The sequence below is a fragment of the Dyella sp. NPDC103356 genome, assembly GCF_055584465.1.
This window is the reverse complement of sequence record NZ_JBVJLZ010000003.1, coordinates 640349-654764: the sequence shown is the minus strand read 5'-3', so window position 1 is coordinate 654764 and position 14416 is coordinate 640349. Positions and strand designations below refer to the sequence as shown.

Genomic DNA, 14416 nt, shown 5'->3' with positions numbered 1-14416 from the left:
TCAAGCAGGGGGAAGGGATGCGTGCGTTGAAACAAGTTCGTCACTGGACCGCGATCGTTGGCGTTTGCCTGATGCTGGGTATCACCTCCGGCGCCCGTGCCGCATCGTTCGATTGCAAGAAAGCATCGACCGACATCGAGCATGCCATTTGCGACGACCCCAAGCTCAATGTGCTCGACGAGCAGATCAGTGGTCACTATCGCCATTTGCTATCGGAAAGCGCTGCCTCGAAGGTGGCCGATATTCGCGCGGCACAACGGACATGGCTTGCCGGTCGTGATGGGTGCAAAGGCGCTGTGGAAGGTTTGAAGGTCTGTCTGCAGACCAAGCTGGCCGCTCGCGACAAAGAGCTCGATGCCTCTGCTGACGCGGCCGATGCCGCGCTGGATCGCATCATTGCGGGCATTCCCGCCGATCCGGCGACAGCGGCCACGCAATTGCGCCAGTACAACGGCCCGTTGGCCTCGGCGTGGCTGGTGTACCTGCACGATTACGAGCCCAAGGCCGTCGTCAGTGACAGCGAGGCCCGTGCCCGACGCGATGCTGCCTTGGCCGGCCTTTCCGACGACGAATTTGCCAAAAGCGTTTACATGGATGTCGAGCACGACAAGGATCCTACGGCGGGTAAACCCTCGTTGACCTTGTTGCGCATGATCATCGAACGTGAAGGCTACGATCAGAATGTCGAACGCCCCTATGTGCATTGCTTTCTTTTTGCACGATGGGGCGATGCCGCCTACAAGGCCTTTGGGTCGCTTTATGGATCGACGCGCGACAGCTTTGCGCCGGTTTGCCAACCCGCTGCCGGCCTGTTCGATCAAGCGGCATGGAAGCGCATGGATAAAGCCATGGAATCGGCACTGATGCGCGCCAATAAAGGCGCCGGCACCATTCGCTATGCCAGCTATGTCAATTGGAGCGTGCTGGATTTGCGTGCGACGACCACGCCTCGCGATTTTCTCAAGCCGCTGGCGAAGGGCGAAGCGGGCGATGCGGAAAACGAGTTGATGGGCCAGTACGAAGACAAGCAGTGGCCAGGTAAAGAGCGTGCGGAAGTCGTGGCGGCCATGGGGCCGGCCCGCCAGGCAACGGCAAAGTGGCTGGTTGCGCAGCGCGGTTTTTCGGCCACGGATGCCGACAAGGCCGCGCACAACATCGTCCAGGCCTGGGTCGGCGAGCGCACCAGCTTCATCGACGACAATATCGATAATGGCGATTGACGACAAAGATAACGAATCGCGAATCCGTTCTTAGCTTTTTCACGCTAGGCTACCGCCACCGCCTCACGCCAGGATCCGCATGAGTCAGTTCTCCCTGCTTGGCCGCCGTCGTTTTGCCCCGTTCTTCTGGACCCAGGCGTTGGGGGCGTTCAACGATAACGCGTTCCGCAACGCGATGGTCATGCTGGTGGCGTTCCAGATGGGGCTGGACGAGCACACGGTCGGGCTCTATACGAACCTTGCGCCGGCGCTGTTTATCCTGCCGTTCTTCCTGTTTTCCGCGATGGCCGGGCAACTGGCGGAGAAGTACGAGAAGACGCGCATCATCCGCTACGTCAAGCTGTTCGAGATCGGCGCGATGGCGCTGGCGGCATTCGGCTTCTATACCCATCACACCAGCCTGCTGCTGGTGGTGTTGTTCCTGATGGGCCTGCATTCGACCATGTTCGGGCCGATCAAATACGCGATCCTGCCACAGGCTTTAAAGCCTGAAGAGCTGGTCGGCGGCAACGGCCTGGTCGAAATGGGTACGCAGCTTGCCATCCTGGTCGGCATGATCGCCGGTAGCGCCTTGATGCTGATTGCCGGCTACGGACCGATCGCCGCATCGGCGTTGACGGTCGGCGTGGCGGTGATCGGCTATACGATCAGCCGCAGCATTCCGGCCGCGCCAGCCACGGCACCGGAGCTGAAGTTCAGTTGGAATCCGTGGACCGAAACCGCGCGCGTGCTCAAGCTCACGCATGCCGATCGTGCGGTGTTCAACGCGGTGCTGGGCATTTCCTGGTTCTGGTTTTTCGGCACTGTGCTGGTGGCACAGCTACCGAACTACACGCACTACACGCTGGGTGGCGACGGCTCGGTCAATACGCTGATTCTGACGCTGTTCTCGCTGGGTACCGGCATCGGTTCCTTGTTGTGCGAGCACCTTTCCGGCAAGCGTGTGGAGATCGGTCTGGTGCCGGTCGGCGCTTTTGGTCTGACGGTGTTCGGCGTCGATCTTTATTTCGCACGGCATGGCATCAGTCCGGTGCAGAACCTGACCTGGCAGGTCTTCATGCATGGCGCCGGCAATTGGCGGGTGATGCTCGATCTGGCTTTGCTGGGGGTGTTTTCCGGTTTCTACGTGGTGCCGCTGTTTGCCTTCGTGCAGGCGCGCACGCCACGCGCACAGCTCTCGCGGGTCATTGCCGGCAACAACATCATCAATGCTCTATTGATCTGCATCGCCTCGGGGTTTGGTCTGGGCTTGTCGATGCTGGGGTTGGAGGCGCCGCAGATTTTCCTCGCGGCGGCGCTGCTGAACATCGCGGTGGCGGTGTACATCTTTACCCTGGTTCCCGAATTCATCATGCGCTTCATCACCTGGGCGCTGACCAACACCTTGTATCGCACACGCGTCGATGGCGGGGAAAAGATCCCCGATGAAGGCGCGGTGCTGTTGGTGTGCAACCACATCAGTTTCATGGATCCGTTGATCCTAATGGGCAGCGTGCGTCGGCCGGTGCGTTTCGTGATGTATTACAAGATCTTCAATATCCCGGTGCTGCGCTTCGTGTTTCGAACCGCCAAGGCGATTCCGATCGCTGGCTATAAGGAAGATCCGGCCGTGCTCGACGCGGCTTACGAGGCGATCGATGCGGCCCTGGCCGATGGCGAAGTGGTGTGCATCTTTCCCGAGGGCGGCCTGACCCGTGATGGACAGATCGCTACCTTCCGGCCGGGCGTGGAGAAGATTCTCGCGCGTCGGCCCGTACCAGTGGTGCCGATGGCGTTACGTGGATTGTGGGGCAGCATGTGGAGTCGTCGACGCAAGCTGCGCCTGCCACGTCGGTTTCGTGCGCGCGTCGAGTTGGTGGTCGATGCGGTGCGCTCGCCGGAGCAGTCGAGTGCGGCGGCGTTGGAAGCGCGAGTGCGGGAATTGCGTGGGGATATGGCGTAAGCAAAGAGCGTCTTAGCTGATCCACCCAGCCAACACGATCAACGCCACCACGCTCAGCCACGCCAGCAACGCACGCAGCAGCGCACCGCGCAATCGGAGCAGCTCGGTAATCGGATCGCTGCGGTCTTCCGCATAGCCATCCCCGGCGACGATGTCGATCAGGATATCCGCGCGCGCGGCAGCACCCAGGAACCCAGGCCCTTCGCGATACCAGCTTGCCGGTGCAGCCTGGTTATGCCAGCGCTTCCACGCGCCGATCACGGCGTCCCAGTGGCCCACCAGGGCAAGCGTGAACACCAGCAGCTGCGCAGGTAGCCAGTCGAGTACGTTGGAGAGCGAAAACGCGATGGTCTGCGCATCGGCATCCAGGCCGAGCGAACGATTGCGGCCCAGCGTCTGGGCCAGGTGATAAAGCAACGCACCGGTCGGCCCGAGCAGAAAGAACCACAGCAGCACGCCGAAGCGACGACGCAGCGCGGCATAAACCACCGCCTCGCCAAGCGCCGGGGCATTCCATGCGACCGGCTCGCCGTCGTCGCTGAGCACCTGGGCGGCCGCCTCGCGGCTGGGACGATCCGGCGCGCGCAGGATGGCTTCGAGATCCGCTTCGAACGCATTGGGTCCCATGCAGTACAGCAGCACCACCAGCGCAAACAGCAGGCGCAGCACACCGCCGAACGGCAGCAGGCTGAGCAGCCACTGGATCAGCAGGCAGGCGACCAGGGGAACCAGCAACGTGATGATGATGCGACCTGCACCACTGGTGTCGCTCAACTGCGTTACCCAGCGGCGTAGGCCGCCGGCGCCGCGCCAATGCGCCAGCTGCGGCAGGAAGTGCAGCAGACCAAGCGCGAGAAGGGCAGTGAGCAAACTGACGGCCATCGATGACTCTCCGTTGTTGGCCGCATTGTAGCGAGGCCGCAGCCGCATTGAAGCGGCACGGAGCTTAGATGAGTGCGTCCAGTTCCAGATTGGCGCGCAGACGCAGCCAGCTGGCCAGCAATTGATACGACACGGACAGGCGCGACGGCACGCCGAAGCTGCCATCGGCAAGACCGTCGACGATCTGCTGCGGCGTGAACCAGCGCGCGTCTTCCAGCTCGCGATCACGCAGGTGAATGGTCGGATCGATCGCCTTGGCGGTGAAGCCGACCATCAGCGAGGCGGGCATCGGCCACGGCTGCGAGGAGTGGTAGTGCACTTCGCCGACAATGACGCCCGATTCTTCGGCCACTTCGCGGCGCACGGCATCTTCGAGCGATTCGCCCGGTTCGATAAAGCCGGCCAGGGTCGAATAGCGCCCCTTGGGCCAGCCGACCTGACGGCCGAGCAGGCACGCGCCCTCGTGCTCGACGATCACGATGATCGCGGCGTCGGTGCGCGGGAAATGCATGCGTCCGCAGGCAGCGTTGCTGCATTGGGCGCGGTGCCCGGACGAAACCAGGACCAGTGGCGAGCCGCAATACGCACAAAAGCGCGTTTCACGCTGCCAATGGGCCAGGCCTTTGGCGTAGGCAAACAAGCCTGCTTCGTCCGATGGCAGCAGCAGACCGGCTTCGCGTAGCCCCAATCGGCGCGCACCGAGCTGCGTTTCCAGCTCGCGGGCGAGATCGGCGTCTTCGACGGTCAACAGAAAATGCGGGCGATCCTGGGCGAAGCCGAGAAAGCTCGCCGGCACGTTGGCCAGCAGTTTGCGTTCCTCGGCGTTGAGCCAGCGCAAGGCTTCGTTGCCCGGCAACAGATAGGTTTCGCCGAGTGCGTCCAGCAACAGGTAACGCGCGTGCTCGGAGCCGGCCTGTTCGGCCACCCAGTCAAGCTCGTCGCGCCGTTCGGCGAGACGGTCCAGGATCAGGCTGAGGCCGGCGAAGGTGTTGGTACGCGGCAGGGTCATGGGAGTCCTTGCCGGGCCCAATCAGGTGGAGAAGGACGAGCCGCAGCCGCAGGTGGTCTTGGCGTTCGGGTTGCGGATCACGAACTGCGAGCCGCTGAGACTCTCGGAGTAGTCGATCTCGGCGCCGGTGAGATATTGCAGCGACAGCGGGTCGACCAGCAGGGTCACACCCTCGCGAGCCAGCGCAAAGTCGTCTTCGGCCTGGGCTTCGTCGAAGGTAAAACCGTACTGGAAGCCCGAACAGCCACCACCGGTGATGTACACCCTGAGCTTGAGCTCCGGGTTGCCTTCTTCGAGGATCAGCTCGTGCACCTTGCGCGCAGCCGCGTCGGTAAATACCAACGGGGCAACCGCCTGGCGGTAGTCGGGAATAGAGACGAGGGTTTCCATGCGCTGGATATGGGGCTGAAGCGGGGCTTTGGCAAGCATACCGCGATCAGGCCAGCGCCGGTTCCTCTTCTTTGTGTTCTTTCTGGGGCGCGGACAGCTGATGGCGGACTTCGGCCGTGCCCTGGTGGCTGATGCGGCCGTTCACCTGGGCACCGGCAGCCATTTCCAGCGTCTGGTAGTGCACATCGCCGACGATGCGGGCTTCCGGCGCCAGCTCCAGGCGGTCGCTTACGTGGATATCGCCCTGCACATGGCCGTTTATGACCGCATGCGCCACGCGGATTTCGCCTTGTACCTGGCCGTGCTCGCTCAGGGTGAACACTGCTTCGGCATTTTCGGCCAGCACCGAGCCTTCGATGCGTCCATCCAGATGGAGCGCGCCGCTGAAGCGCAGGTCGCCGCGAATGACCGTGCCGCGGGCAATCAGGCTGGTATCGCTGCTGGGCGTGTGGGCGGGGCGCTCATTGCGCTTATTACGGTTGAGCATCTTTGTCTCCCTGTACTGAAGTCAGATTGCCGGCCAGCGCGTCGGTCCAGCTGACGGCCCGGCTGATGGCGGTATCGTCATCGGGCTGAACTTTTACGTGCAGACGCGTTGGCTTGAAGTCGGCCGGCAGCACTACGGTGGCATGCAATTGTTGAAAATATTTGAAGCGGAACGGCATGCCGTCTTTTTGCGCGGCATCGCCCAGCGCGGGCCAGTCGAGCTGGACGACCTTGTCGCCGCGCAGGCCGTCCACGCTGATCAGCAGCTTGCCGGTCACCTCATCGCCGCGCTTGGCGCTTTGGGTGAGGCTGAGGTTGATGTTCCAGGCGCGCGGCGAATCGGCCATCGGCTTGACCTTCAGCTCCTGCACCTTGAGCCCCTGACGCTGCGCATCGCCGCCGATCAGGCGCGAATAAAAGCCCAGATCGGCGCGCAGGCCGTTGATCTCTTCCTCGCGCTCGGCCAGGGTGCCCTGCACGGATTTCGCGGCGATGTCGTTGACCTGCTGTGCGCGCTGCGCATTGGCCAACTGCTGCTTGAGGTCTTCGTTCTGTGCGGTCAGTTCGCGCACCTGGCGCTTGTCGACGGCAGCGGGCGTACTGCGGCTGGCCAAAGCGCCAACGATCAGCCCGGTTGCAAGGAGGCTTGCCGCCCAGCCACCGGCCAGCCACAGCAGGCGCCGACGGTGATAAGCGTCGTCGTGCTGTCGCACCACGAAGCGCGGTGGTGGTCTTGAACCCATGCGGGATGGTTCCGGGCAAAAACCCGGTATAGCCCCCACGTGATGCCAGCGTCAAGAAAAAGGGGGTGGTTTGTGGACGGGCTGTGCGCCCGTCCACACCTGAGGGCTATGCCTCGATCAGCTGCTGATCTTGCTCTGCAGGTAGCGCTCGGCGCCGATGTCCTTGACCAGGCTCTGTTGCGTCTCAAGCCAGTCGATATGCTCTTCTTCGTCGTGCAGGATGCCTTTGAACAGGTCGCGGCTGACGTAGTCGGCAATGCCTTCGCTGTAGGCAATCGCTTCGCGCAGATCCTTCACCGCGGCGATTTCCAGATCCAGATCGCCCTGGATGCATTCCAGCGCGTTTTCACCAATGCGCAGCTTGCCCAGATGCTGCAGGTTCGGCAGGCCGTCGAGGAACAGGATGCGCTCGATCAGATGATCGGCGTGCTTCATTTCCTCGATCGATTCCTTGTACTCGTGCTCGGCCAGCTCGCTGTAACCCCAGTCCTTGAACATGCGGTAATGCAGGAAATACTGGTTGATCGCGGTCAGCTCGTTGTAGAGCACCTTATTGAGGAATTCGATGACCTTGGCGTCGCCTTTCATGGCACGTCTCCTAGCGGGGGTAGCGGGTACAGCCGGGGACTATACGCACAAGCGTATGACGATGGCGGAACGCAAATGGAAATGGTTTTCTGCCGCAAAAACACAAAGGCCGCGCTCTGGGCGCGGCCTTGTTGACGAAGCAAAGCAGAGCGTCAGGCGATCGCGACGATCGGCAGCTGGTTCATCACTTGCTCTACGGCGCGGTCCAGCGTGGCGCGCGCTTCCTGCTCGCAGCAGCCGCAGCAATCCGAGCAGCCCGTGCGGGCCTGCAACTGGGCGAAACTCTGCACGCCATCGGCCGCGGCGCGGCGGATGTCATGGTCGGTGACGGCATTGCATAGACAGATATACATGACGCGTATAAGAACGCGAATGCGAATGATTGTCAACAAGCTCATCGACGGCCGGTCGAGGCCGTTCAGGCAGCGGCGTGCCCGCCCTTGGGCTCGTTGCAGGGCAATTCGTCCCCCTCGGCCTGCTGGGGCTGATTGCCGATGTGGATGCTGAGCAGGGTCTCCACCACCGGCGCGAACTGGCGCAGGGCGCGCTCATAGACCTGGCGCTTGAAGTTCACCACGTGGGCGGCCGGATACCAGAAATCGACCCAGCGCCAGATATCGAACTCGGGCTTCTCGCAGGCATTGAGGCACAGCGATTCTTCACTGGCGACCAGGCGCAGCAGGAACCAGACCTGTTTCTGGCCGATGCAGGTGGGGTGCTGGTGATGGCGTACGTAGCGATGGGGCAGCTTGTAGCGCAGCCAGCCGCGCGTGCTGCCCAGTACTTCGACGTGCTGAGGCGTCAGGCCGGTTTCTTCTTCGAGCTCGCGATACATCGCTTCCAGCGGCGTTTCGTCGCTGCGCATGCCGCCTTGCGGGAATTGCCAGCCGTCCCGATTGACACGGCGCGCCCAGAACAGGCGGCCGTCTGCATTGAGCAGAACGATCCCCACATTCGGGCGGTAGCCATCAACGTCAATCATGTCGTCTCCTTGGGTACGGAGCGCCGGTGACTTATATATGGCGTCTGACCCGTGGTCGATTCAACCACAGCATCCGAAGCGGCGGCAAGCAACAGGGTTGAACCAGGGGTTCAATCCGACTAAACTGCCGCGCCCCGGCCGGATCGCCCAGATTCGGCCTCTCGCAAGGTACAGTGGCTAGGTAGCTCAGCTGGTCAGAGCGCGGCACTCATAATGCTGAGGTCGGCGGTTCGATCCCGCCTCTAGCCACCATTTACCCTGCAATCCCTCGCGGCATGCCATTCCCTTCCGTTATCGCGGCTCGGGATTCGGGCTGAATCAATAGGCCGTTGACTGCAGCTCTTTCAGTTCGCGCTGCGCGTCGTCGAGTTTTCGCTGCCGCTTGGCGATCTTCTTGCTGCTCTCGCCGTTGCGACGCGCTTGATCGAGTTCCCGTTGGCGCTCGTCGACCTGATGCTGTTGATCCCTGATCTTGGCTGCATGCGATGCTTTCAGCTTGTCGTCCGTGCAGCCGTTGCCGGCTTCGGCCTTGGCCTTTTCGAGACCGGCGACACGCGGCGTGTTCCCGTGCTGGCGGGCATAGTCGATCTGACGCTGGATATCCTGCTGTTTCTGTTCGCACAGCGACGACTGCGCGAAAGCGGAAAAGGCCAGGACGGTGAGGGGCAGGACAAGAAGGTATTTCATGCTTTTGAGCCTCCATGGTCTGTGCCGCCCGCATGCCTTGGGCGGCTGCCCGAGCATAGCGGCAGCGGATCAATACCGACGGGGCGCGTTAGAATACTGCGATGCACATCTTCAAAGTCTTCCACATCGAGGCGGCCCACCGTCTGCCGAACGTGCCCGAAGGGCACAAGTGCGCACGTCTGCACGGCCATTCGTTCAAGGTCGAGATCCACGTCGTGGGCGAGCCCGATCCCAGGCTGGGCTGGGTGATGGATTTCGCGGACGTGAAATCGGCCTTCGCGCCTTTGTACGACCAGCTCGATCATCACTACCTCAACGACATCGAGGGTCTGGAAAATCCCACCAGCGAGATGCTGGCGCGCTGGATCTTCCAGCGCCTGTCGGTGGTGCTGCCAGGCCTGGACAAGGTGGTCGTCCATGAGACCTGCACGTCAGGCGCTAGCTGCAGCAGGGCTAGTTTTTGACGCGTTGCAAAATTCTTTCAGCGACTGTCAAGCTATTGAAATAATAGTACAAATCGTTGAAAGCCCTCGTCTTCACAAAAATTATATTGCATTGCACAAAGACAGTTGCTAGCCTTTGCATCACTACCCAAATTCCCGCCGAGGGACTCAAGTCATGACGCAGCAACTCAATACCCAGATTTTTGCCTACACCAAGCAGCTGGCCGATAGCGCGTTCAAGGCGCAGTCGCTGGCCCTCAAGGGGCTGGAGAAGGTCGCCGAGCTGCAGCTGGCCGCGTTCGAAAAGCACGCCCAGGCTACTACCGAGTTCTTCAGCGACGTGTTCGAAACCCGTGACGCCGATGGCCTGCGCACCCTGTGGGAAAAGGGCGCCAACCTGAGCCGTCAGAACGCCGAGCGCGCTGTCGCCGTGACGCAGGAAATCTTCGCCGTCACGCAGAAGACCGCCGAGTCGCTGAACGCGCTGGTGCAGGAACAGCAGCAGGCTGCCAATGACGCCGTGGCCGCTCCGGTCGCTGCCGTCAAGAAGGCTGCCGCCGGCAAGTAAGTCGAGCGCAACGCGCTTCGAGCCGGCAATACAAGAAACCGGGCCCTGACAAAGGGTCCGGTTTTTTCTTGCGTTTGCACATAAGTTCCGACCCGGTTTGGCTTGTCGGTTTGAAGACCCGGCTGATATACTTTTTGGGATTGGACCGTGCCCCGATAGCCGGAGCGGTGCCGCTTACAGCGAAACCGTACGGGAAACACACGTGCTCAACAGTCTTGCCTCCGGACGTCGTCTCGCGCTGCGCATTGTCTTGCTGCAGCTTGCCGTGGCGGCTCTCGTGGGAATCGCCTTCCTGACGCAGGGGCTTCGCGATGCAATAGCGGGCGCTGCGGGCGCCGCCATCGTGGCGCTGGGGACTGCGCTGCTGGCAGCGCGGACCTTCGCTGGATTGGGTGGCGGCGGCATGACGATGGGACGCCTGTTGGTAGGCATGGTTTTGAAATGGATGGCGATCATCGGGGGACTGATCATCATCCTGGGTCAATACAAACTGCCGCCACTGGCCGCCATCACGGGGCTGGTGGCTGCGTACGCAATAAATCTGCTGGCGTTCAGGTTCAAGGGTTAAGAGATGGCGAGCGAGCCGCAAGGTGGTCTAACCGAATACATCCAGCATCACCTGCACCACAACGTGGTGAGCCTGGGTGATGGCGCGTTCATGAAGATCCACCTCGATTCGCTGGTGGTGTCCTTCGTGCTCGGCGTGGTGTTCTGCCTGTGGTTCTGGCTGAAGGCCCGCAAGGCGACCTCGGGCGTGCCCTCCAAGGGCCAAGCCTTCGTCGAGATCATCGTGGAGTTCGTCGACACTCAGGTGAAGGACACCTTTCACGGCGATCGCCGTACGGTGACCCCGCTGGCGCTGTCGATCTTCATGTGGGTCGTGTTCCTGAACACGATGGATCTGCTGCCGCTCGATCTGCCGGGCTTTGCCGTGCATACCGTGGCCGGCGCGGAAGTGGCCCACCACACGTACTTCCGCTGGGTGCCGACGGCCGATATCAACACCACCATGGGCTTGGCTCTGTGCGTGTTTTTCATCGTGCTGGCGCACGGAATGAAGGCCAAGGGTACGCTAGGTTTCGGCAAGGAGCTGATCACCGCGCCGTTCCATGCGGACAACCTGCTGGTCAAGATCATCCTGGTGCCGTTCAACCTGGCGCTCAACGTGATCGAATACCTGTCTAAGCCGGTGTCGCTCGCGATGCGACTGTTCGGCAACATGTACGGCGGCGAGCTGGTTTTCATGCTGATCGCCGGTCTGTTCGCTGGCTGGATCAGTTTCCTGCCGGGCGTGCTGTTCAACACGGCATGGGCGATCTTCCATATCCTGATCATCCTGCTGCAGGCCTTTATTTTCATGATGCTCACCATCGTCTACATCGCGACGGCCCGCGAGCATCACTAAGACTCACGTTTTCGCTTCATCTCTAACTTCAACTAAAACCCCGATTCATCAGGAGAACACTATGAACCTCGCCGAACTCATTTCCCATGTGCAGGGCATGACCGCGATCGCCATCGGCGTCATCATCGGTCTGGGCGCCCTGGGTGCCTGCTTGGGCATCGCCATCATGGGTTCGAAGTTCCTCGAGTCCGCCGCACGTCAGCCGGAACTGGTTCCGCTGCTGCAGGGCCGTATGTTCCTGCTCGCCGGCCTGATCGACGCTGCGTTCATTATCGGTCTGGCCGTGGCGCTGCTGTTCGCTTTCTCGAACCCGCTGACCGCCCAGGTCATTGCCAATTTCGCCCACTAATCCATTAGTCGGCGCGAATTGTCGTCGCGGCATTGAGCCGCGACGATCGGCGGTCCCACGCGTTACGGAGTTATCGGAAAGGTCATGAATATCAATCTGACTTTCCTGGGCCAGATGGTGTCGTTCGCCATCCTGGTCTGGTTCACCACCAAGTTCATCTGGCCGCAGCTCAATCATGCGATTGAAGAGCGTCAGAAGAAGGTCGCCGAAGGTCTGGCGGCTGCCGAGCGCGCGCGCGCCGAATTGAAGGATGCCGACGCGAAAGCGGCGGTGGAGATCAAGCAGGCTCGCCAGCAGGCATCCGAGATCGTCGACAAGGCAACCCAACAGGCCAACCAGATCGTCGACAAGGCGCGTGCCGATGCATTGGCCGAAGCCGCTCGCGTGAAGGCTGCCGCCGCCGACGAGATCGTCAGCATGCAGCAGCGTGCTCGCGAAGAGCTGCGTGGCTGGGTGGGTCGTCTGGCGATTCAGGGCGCAGAGAAGATCGTGCAGCGCGAAATCGATCCGTCGGCCCACAAGGCGATGCTCGACCAGCTCGCCGCCGAGATCTAAGCCATGGCTCAGGCAATCACTCTAGCTCGTCCGTATGCACGCGCCGCCTTCGAAGTAGCTCAGTCGGCGGGTGCGTTCAACGAGTGGTCGCACGCGTTGGCCTTTGCTGCTGAAGTGGCAAAGGACCCTCGCGTGGTCCAGCTCGTCAACGATCCGCGCGTGCTGCCGGCGCAGCTGGTTGAGTTGCACTTGCCAAAGGGCATGGGCAACGACAAGCCGTTCGCCGTGTTTATCGGCGAATTGGCCGAAAACGGCCGTCTGTCGTTGTTGCCGGAAGTGGCTGCGTTGTACGAAACCTACAAGCGTGAAGCCGAGTCGCAGCTGCTGGTGAAAGTCACCAGCGCCATGGCCCTGGATACCGCGCAGACCGAACAGCTGAAAACCTCGCTGAAGCGCCGCTTCAAGCGCGAGATCGAACTGGAAACTCAGGTCGATGCCTCGCTGCTGGGCGGCGTGGTGATCGACACCGGCAGCGAAGTGATCGATGGCTCCGCGCGCGGCCGCCTTGAGCGGCTCGCCAGCGCGTTGGCGCACTGACACCAGATTCAAATCATCGGGTGCCGTTAAAGCGGCGCGAACCCAAGGATAACGACCTATGTCCAGCACCACGTTGAACCCGTCCGAGATCAGTGAACTGATCAAGAGCCGCATCGAGCAGTTCAAGCTCGGCGCGGAAGCCCGCAATGAAGGCACTATCATCAGCGTGTCCGATGGCATCGTGCGCATCCACGGCCTGGCCGATGTGATGCAGGGCGAAATGATCGAACTGCCGGGCAACTCGTATGCGCTCGCACTGAACCTTGAGCGCGACTCCGTCGGCGCGGTGGTGCTGGGCGAATACCAGCATCTGCGCGAAGGCGACACCGCCAAGACCACCGGCCGCATTCTCGAAGTGCCGGTTGGTCCGGAGCTGCTCGGACGCGTGGTCGATTCGCTCGGCAACCCGATCGACGGCAAGGGTCCGCTCAACGCCAAGCTCAGCTCGGCGATCGAGAAAGTCGCGCCGGGCGTGATCTGGCGTAAGTCGGTCGACGAGCCGGTGCAGACCGGTTACAAGTCGGTCGACTCGATGATCCCGATCGGCCGCGGTCAGCGCGAGCTGATCATCGGCGACCGTCAGACCGGCAAGACCGCGCTGGCGATCGACGCGATCATCAACCAGAAAGATTCCGGCATTAAGTGCATCTACGTCGCGATCGGCCAGAAGCGTTCGTCGATCGCTGCCGTCGTGCGCAAGCTCGAAGAGAACGGCGCGCTGGCCAACACCATCGTGGTGGTCGCTTCGGCGTCCGAATCGGCCGCGCTGCAGTACATCGCGCCGTATTCGGGTTGCGCGATGGGCGAGTATTTCCGCGACCGCGGTCAGGATGCGCTGATCATCTATGACGATCTGTCCAAGCAGGCCGTGGCCTACCGACAGATCTCGCTGCTCCTGAAGCGCCCGCCGGGCCGCGAAGCCTATCCGGGCGACGTGTTCTATCTCCACTCGCGTCTGCTCGAGCGCGCATCGCGCGTGTCCGAGGAATACGTCGAGAAGTTCACCAACGGCGAAGTGAAGGGCAAGACCGGTTCGTTGACCGCGCTGCCGATCATCGAAACGCAGGCCGGTGACGTGTCCGCATTCGTGCCGACCAACGTGATCTCGATCACCGACGGTCAGATCTTCCTGGAAACCGACCTGTTCAACGCCGGTATCCGTCCGGCCGTGAACGCCGGTATCTCGGTGTCGCGCGTCGGTGGCGCCGCCCAGACCAAGATCGTCAAGAAGCTCTCCGGCGGCGTGAAGCTGGCCCTGGCGCAGTTCCGCGAGCTGGCTGCGTTCGCGCAGTTCGCCTCGGATCTCGACCCGGCCACCCGCGCCCAGCTGGATCGCGGCCAGCGCGTGACCGAGCTGATGAAGCAGTCGCAGTATGCACCGCTGTCGATCGCCGAACTGGCGCTGTCGGTGTACGCCGCAGAAAAGGGCTACCTCGACGACCTGCCGGTGAACAAGGTGCTGCCGTTCGAAAAGGGTCTGCACTCGTTCATGCACCAGAATCACGAAGAGCTGATGAAGAAGATCGTCGCTACGGGTGACTGGAACGGCGAAATCGAAGGTGTCTTCAAGGCCTCGCTGGACGAGTACAAGAAGACCGGTAGCTGGTAAGTGGTAACGGGCGTGCGGTTG

General features: G+C 61.8%; 19 protein-coding genes and 1 tRNA gene. 11 read left to right on the top strand and 9 right to left on the bottom strand.

The window, feature by feature from the left end; all coding sequences use genetic code 11:
• The first annotated feature begins 26 nt into the window (after positions 1-26).
• Entirely contained in the window at positions 27-1220 is a 1194-nt protein-coding gene (locus ACZ6WW_RS09765; RefSeq protein WP_465274000.1) for a lysozyme inhibitor LprI family protein, read from the top strand.
• A 79-nt stretch (positions 1221-1299) separates the two neighbouring features.
• On the top strand, positions 1300-3162 hold the full coding sequence (locus ACZ6WW_RS09760) for an MFS transporter (RefSeq protein WP_465273999.1): 1863 nt from the start codon (positions 1300-1302) through the stop codon (positions 3160-3162).
• Positions 3163-3174: 12 nt separating this feature from the next.
• On the opposite strand, the gene ampE is transcribed toward ACZ6WW_RS09760, so the two are convergent.
• From ampE to ACZ6WW_RS09720, 8 genes are all read right to left on the bottom strand, one after another.
• Positions 3175-4044, bottom strand: coding sequence for a regulatory signaling modulator protein AmpE (gene ampE, locus ACZ6WW_RS09755; protein WP_465273998.1), 870 nt, complete (start codon positions 4042-4044; stop codon positions 3175-3177).
• Between the two features lie 64 nt (positions 4045-4108).
• Positions 4109-5053: an NAD(+) diphosphatase gene (gene nudC, locus ACZ6WW_RS09750; RefSeq protein ID WP_465273997.1), complete on the bottom strand. Its 945-nt coding sequence runs from the start codon at positions 5051-5053 to the stop codon at positions 4109-4111.
• 21 nt (positions 5054-5074) lie between these two features.
• Entirely contained in the window at positions 5075-5443 is a 369-nt protein-coding gene (erpA, locus tag ACZ6WW_RS09745) for an iron-sulfur cluster insertion protein ErpA (RefSeq protein WP_281852791.1), read from the bottom strand.
• A gap of 46 nt (positions 5444-5489) precedes the next feature.
• Complete coding sequence (locus ACZ6WW_RS09740) at positions 5490-5930, bottom strand: bactofilin family protein (RefSeq protein ID WP_281850738.1); 441 nt, start codon at positions 5928-5930, stop codon at positions 5490-5492.
• A complete protein-coding gene (locus tag ACZ6WW_RS09735; RefSeq protein WP_281850737.1) occupies positions 5917-6672 on the bottom strand; it encodes a DUF6776 family protein in 756 nt (251 codons plus the stop codon). Before ACZ6WW_RS09735 ends, ACZ6WW_RS09740 begins: the two co-directional genes overlap by 14 nt.
• 117 nt (positions 6673-6789) lie before the next feature.
• The gene (gene bfr, locus ACZ6WW_RS09730) at positions 6790-7260 is read right to left on the bottom strand and encodes a bacterioferritin (protein ID WP_281850736.1); all 471 of its coding nucleotides are present in this window, start codon (positions 7258-7260) and stop codon (positions 6790-6792) included.
• A 152-nt stretch (positions 7261-7412) separates the two neighbouring features.
• On the bottom strand, positions 7413-7622 hold the full coding sequence (locus tag ACZ6WW_RS09725) for a (2Fe-2S)-binding protein (protein ID WP_465274056.1): 210 nt from the start codon (positions 7620-7622) through the stop codon (positions 7413-7415).
• Positions 7623-7678: 56 nt separating this feature from the next.
• Positions 7679-8242 carry an RNA pyrophosphohydrolase gene (locus ACZ6WW_RS09720; protein WP_281850735.1) on the bottom strand — a complete coding sequence of 188 codons (564 nt, stop codon included), beginning with the start codon at positions 8240-8242 and terminating at the stop codon, positions 7679-7681.
• A 175-nt stretch (positions 8243-8417) separates the two neighbouring features.
• Between ACZ6WW_RS09720 and ACZ6WW_RS09715 the strand changes: the two genes are divergently transcribed.
• Positions 8418-8494, top strand: a tRNA-Met gene (locus ACZ6WW_RS09715).
• Positions 8495-8560: 66 nt separating this feature from the next.
• Here the strand turns inward: ACZ6WW_RS09715 and ACZ6WW_RS09710 are convergent.
• A complete protein-coding gene (locus ACZ6WW_RS09710) occupies positions 8561-8929 on the bottom strand; it encodes a DUF1090 domain-containing protein (RefSeq protein ID WP_465273996.1) in 369 nt (122 codons plus the stop codon).
• A gap of 101 nt (positions 8930-9030) precedes the next feature.
• Here ACZ6WW_RS09710 and queD point away from each other — a divergent pair, with 101 nt between their 5' ends.
• From queD to atpA, 8 genes are all read left to right on the top strand, one after another.
• On the top strand, positions 9031-9393 hold the full coding sequence (gene queD, locus ACZ6WW_RS09705) for a 6-carboxytetrahydropterin synthase QueD (RefSeq protein ID WP_281850733.1): 363 nt from the start codon (positions 9031-9033) through the stop codon (positions 9391-9393).
• Between the two features lie 154 nt (positions 9394-9547).
• The gene (locus tag ACZ6WW_RS09700) at positions 9548-9940 is read left to right on the top strand and encodes a phasin family protein (RefSeq protein ID WP_281850731.1); all 393 of its coding nucleotides are present in this window, start codon (positions 9548-9550) and stop codon (positions 9938-9940) included.
• Between the two features lie 202 nt (positions 9941-10142).
• The gene (locus tag ACZ6WW_RS09695) at positions 10143-10508 is read left to right on the top strand and encodes a hypothetical protein (protein WP_281850729.1); all 366 of its coding nucleotides are present in this window, start codon (positions 10143-10145) and stop codon (positions 10506-10508) included.
• Positions 10509-10511: 3 nt separating this feature from the next.
• Positions 10512-11345, top strand: a complete 834-nt coding sequence (gene atpB / locus ACZ6WW_RS09690) for a F0F1 ATP synthase subunit A (protein WP_465273995.1) — start codon at positions 10512-10514, stop codon at positions 11343-11345.
• A 61-nt stretch (positions 11346-11406) separates the two neighbouring features.
• Entirely contained in the window at positions 11407-11694 is a 288-nt protein-coding gene (gene atpE, locus ACZ6WW_RS09685) for a F0F1 ATP synthase subunit C (protein ID WP_281850727.1), read from the top strand.
• A gap of 84 nt (positions 11695-11778) precedes the next feature.
• Positions 11779-12249 (top strand): F0F1 ATP synthase subunit B, encoded by a 471-nt coding sequence (locus tag ACZ6WW_RS09680; protein ID WP_281850726.1) that lies wholly within the window; start codon positions 11779-11781, stop codon positions 12247-12249.
• Between the two features lie 3 nt (positions 12250-12252).
• Positions 12253-12786, top strand: coding sequence for a F0F1 ATP synthase subunit delta (locus ACZ6WW_RS09675; RefSeq protein ID WP_281850725.1), 534 nt, complete (start codon positions 12253-12255; stop codon positions 12784-12786).
• 58 nt (positions 12787-12844) lie between these two features.
• On the top strand, positions 12845-14395 hold the full coding sequence (atpA, locus tag ACZ6WW_RS09670) for a F0F1 ATP synthase subunit alpha (RefSeq protein ID WP_465273994.1): 1551 nt from the start codon (positions 12845-12847) through the stop codon (positions 14393-14395).
• Positions 14396-14416 lie beyond the last annotated feature (21 nt).

Coding starts and splice junctions, on each gene's coding strand:
- ACZ6WW_RS09720 (WP_281850735.1), bottom strand. CDS start 8,242: ATGATTGACGTTGATGGCTACCGCCCGAATGTGGGGATCGTTCTGCTC.
- atpB (WP_465273995.1), top strand. CDS start 10,512: ATGGCGAGCGAGCCGCAAGGTGGTCTAACCGAATACATCCAGCATCAC.
- ACZ6WW_RS09675 (WP_281850725.1), top strand. CDS start 12,253: ATGGCTCAGGCAATCACTCTAGCTCGTCCGTATGCACGCGCCGCCTTC.
- ampE (WP_465273998.1), bottom strand. CDS start 4,044: ATGGCCGTCAGTTTGCTCACTGCCCTTCTCGCGCTTGGTCTGCTGCAC.
- ACZ6WW_RS09760 (WP_465273999.1), top strand. CDS start 1,300: ATGAGTCAGTTCTCCCTGCTTGGCCGCCGTCGTTTTGCCCCGTTCTTC.
- erpA (WP_281852791.1), bottom strand. CDS start 5,443: ATGGAAACCCTCGTCTCTATTCCCGACTACCGCCAGGCGGTTGCCCCG.
- bfr (WP_281850736.1), bottom strand. CDS start 7,260: ATGAAAGGCGACGCCAAGGTCATCGAATTCCTCAATAAGGTGCTCTAC.
- ACZ6WW_RS09710 (WP_465273996.1), bottom strand. CDS start 8,929: ATGAAATACCTTCTTGTCCTGCCCCTCACCGTCCTGGCCTTTTCCGCT.
- ACZ6WW_RS09700 (WP_281850731.1), top strand. CDS start 9,548: ATGACGCAGCAACTCAATACCCAGATTTTTGCCTACACCAAGCAGCTG.
- nudC (WP_465273997.1), bottom strand. CDS start 5,053: ATGACCCTGCCGCGTACCAACACCTTCGCCGGCCTCAGCCTGATCCTG.
- ACZ6WW_RS09680 (WP_281850726.1), top strand. CDS start 11,779: ATGAATATCAATCTGACTTTCCTGGGCCAGATGGTGTCGTTCGCCATC.
- atpE (WP_281850727.1), top strand. CDS start 11,407: ATGAACCTCGCCGAACTCATTTCCCATGTGCAGGGCATGACCGCGATC.
- atpA (WP_465273994.1), top strand. CDS start 12,845: ATGTCCAGCACCACGTTGAACCCGTCCGAGATCAGTGAACTGATCAAG.
- queD (WP_281850733.1), top strand. CDS start 9,031: ATGCACATCTTCAAAGTCTTCCACATCGAGGCGGCCCACCGTCTGCCG.
- ACZ6WW_RS09740 (WP_281850738.1), bottom strand. CDS start 5,930: ATGCTCAACCGTAATAAGCGCAATGAGCGCCCCGCCCACACGCCCAGC.
- ACZ6WW_RS09735 (WP_281850737.1), bottom strand. CDS start 6,672: ATGGGTTCAAGACCACCACCGCGCTTCGTGGTGCGACAGCACGACGAC.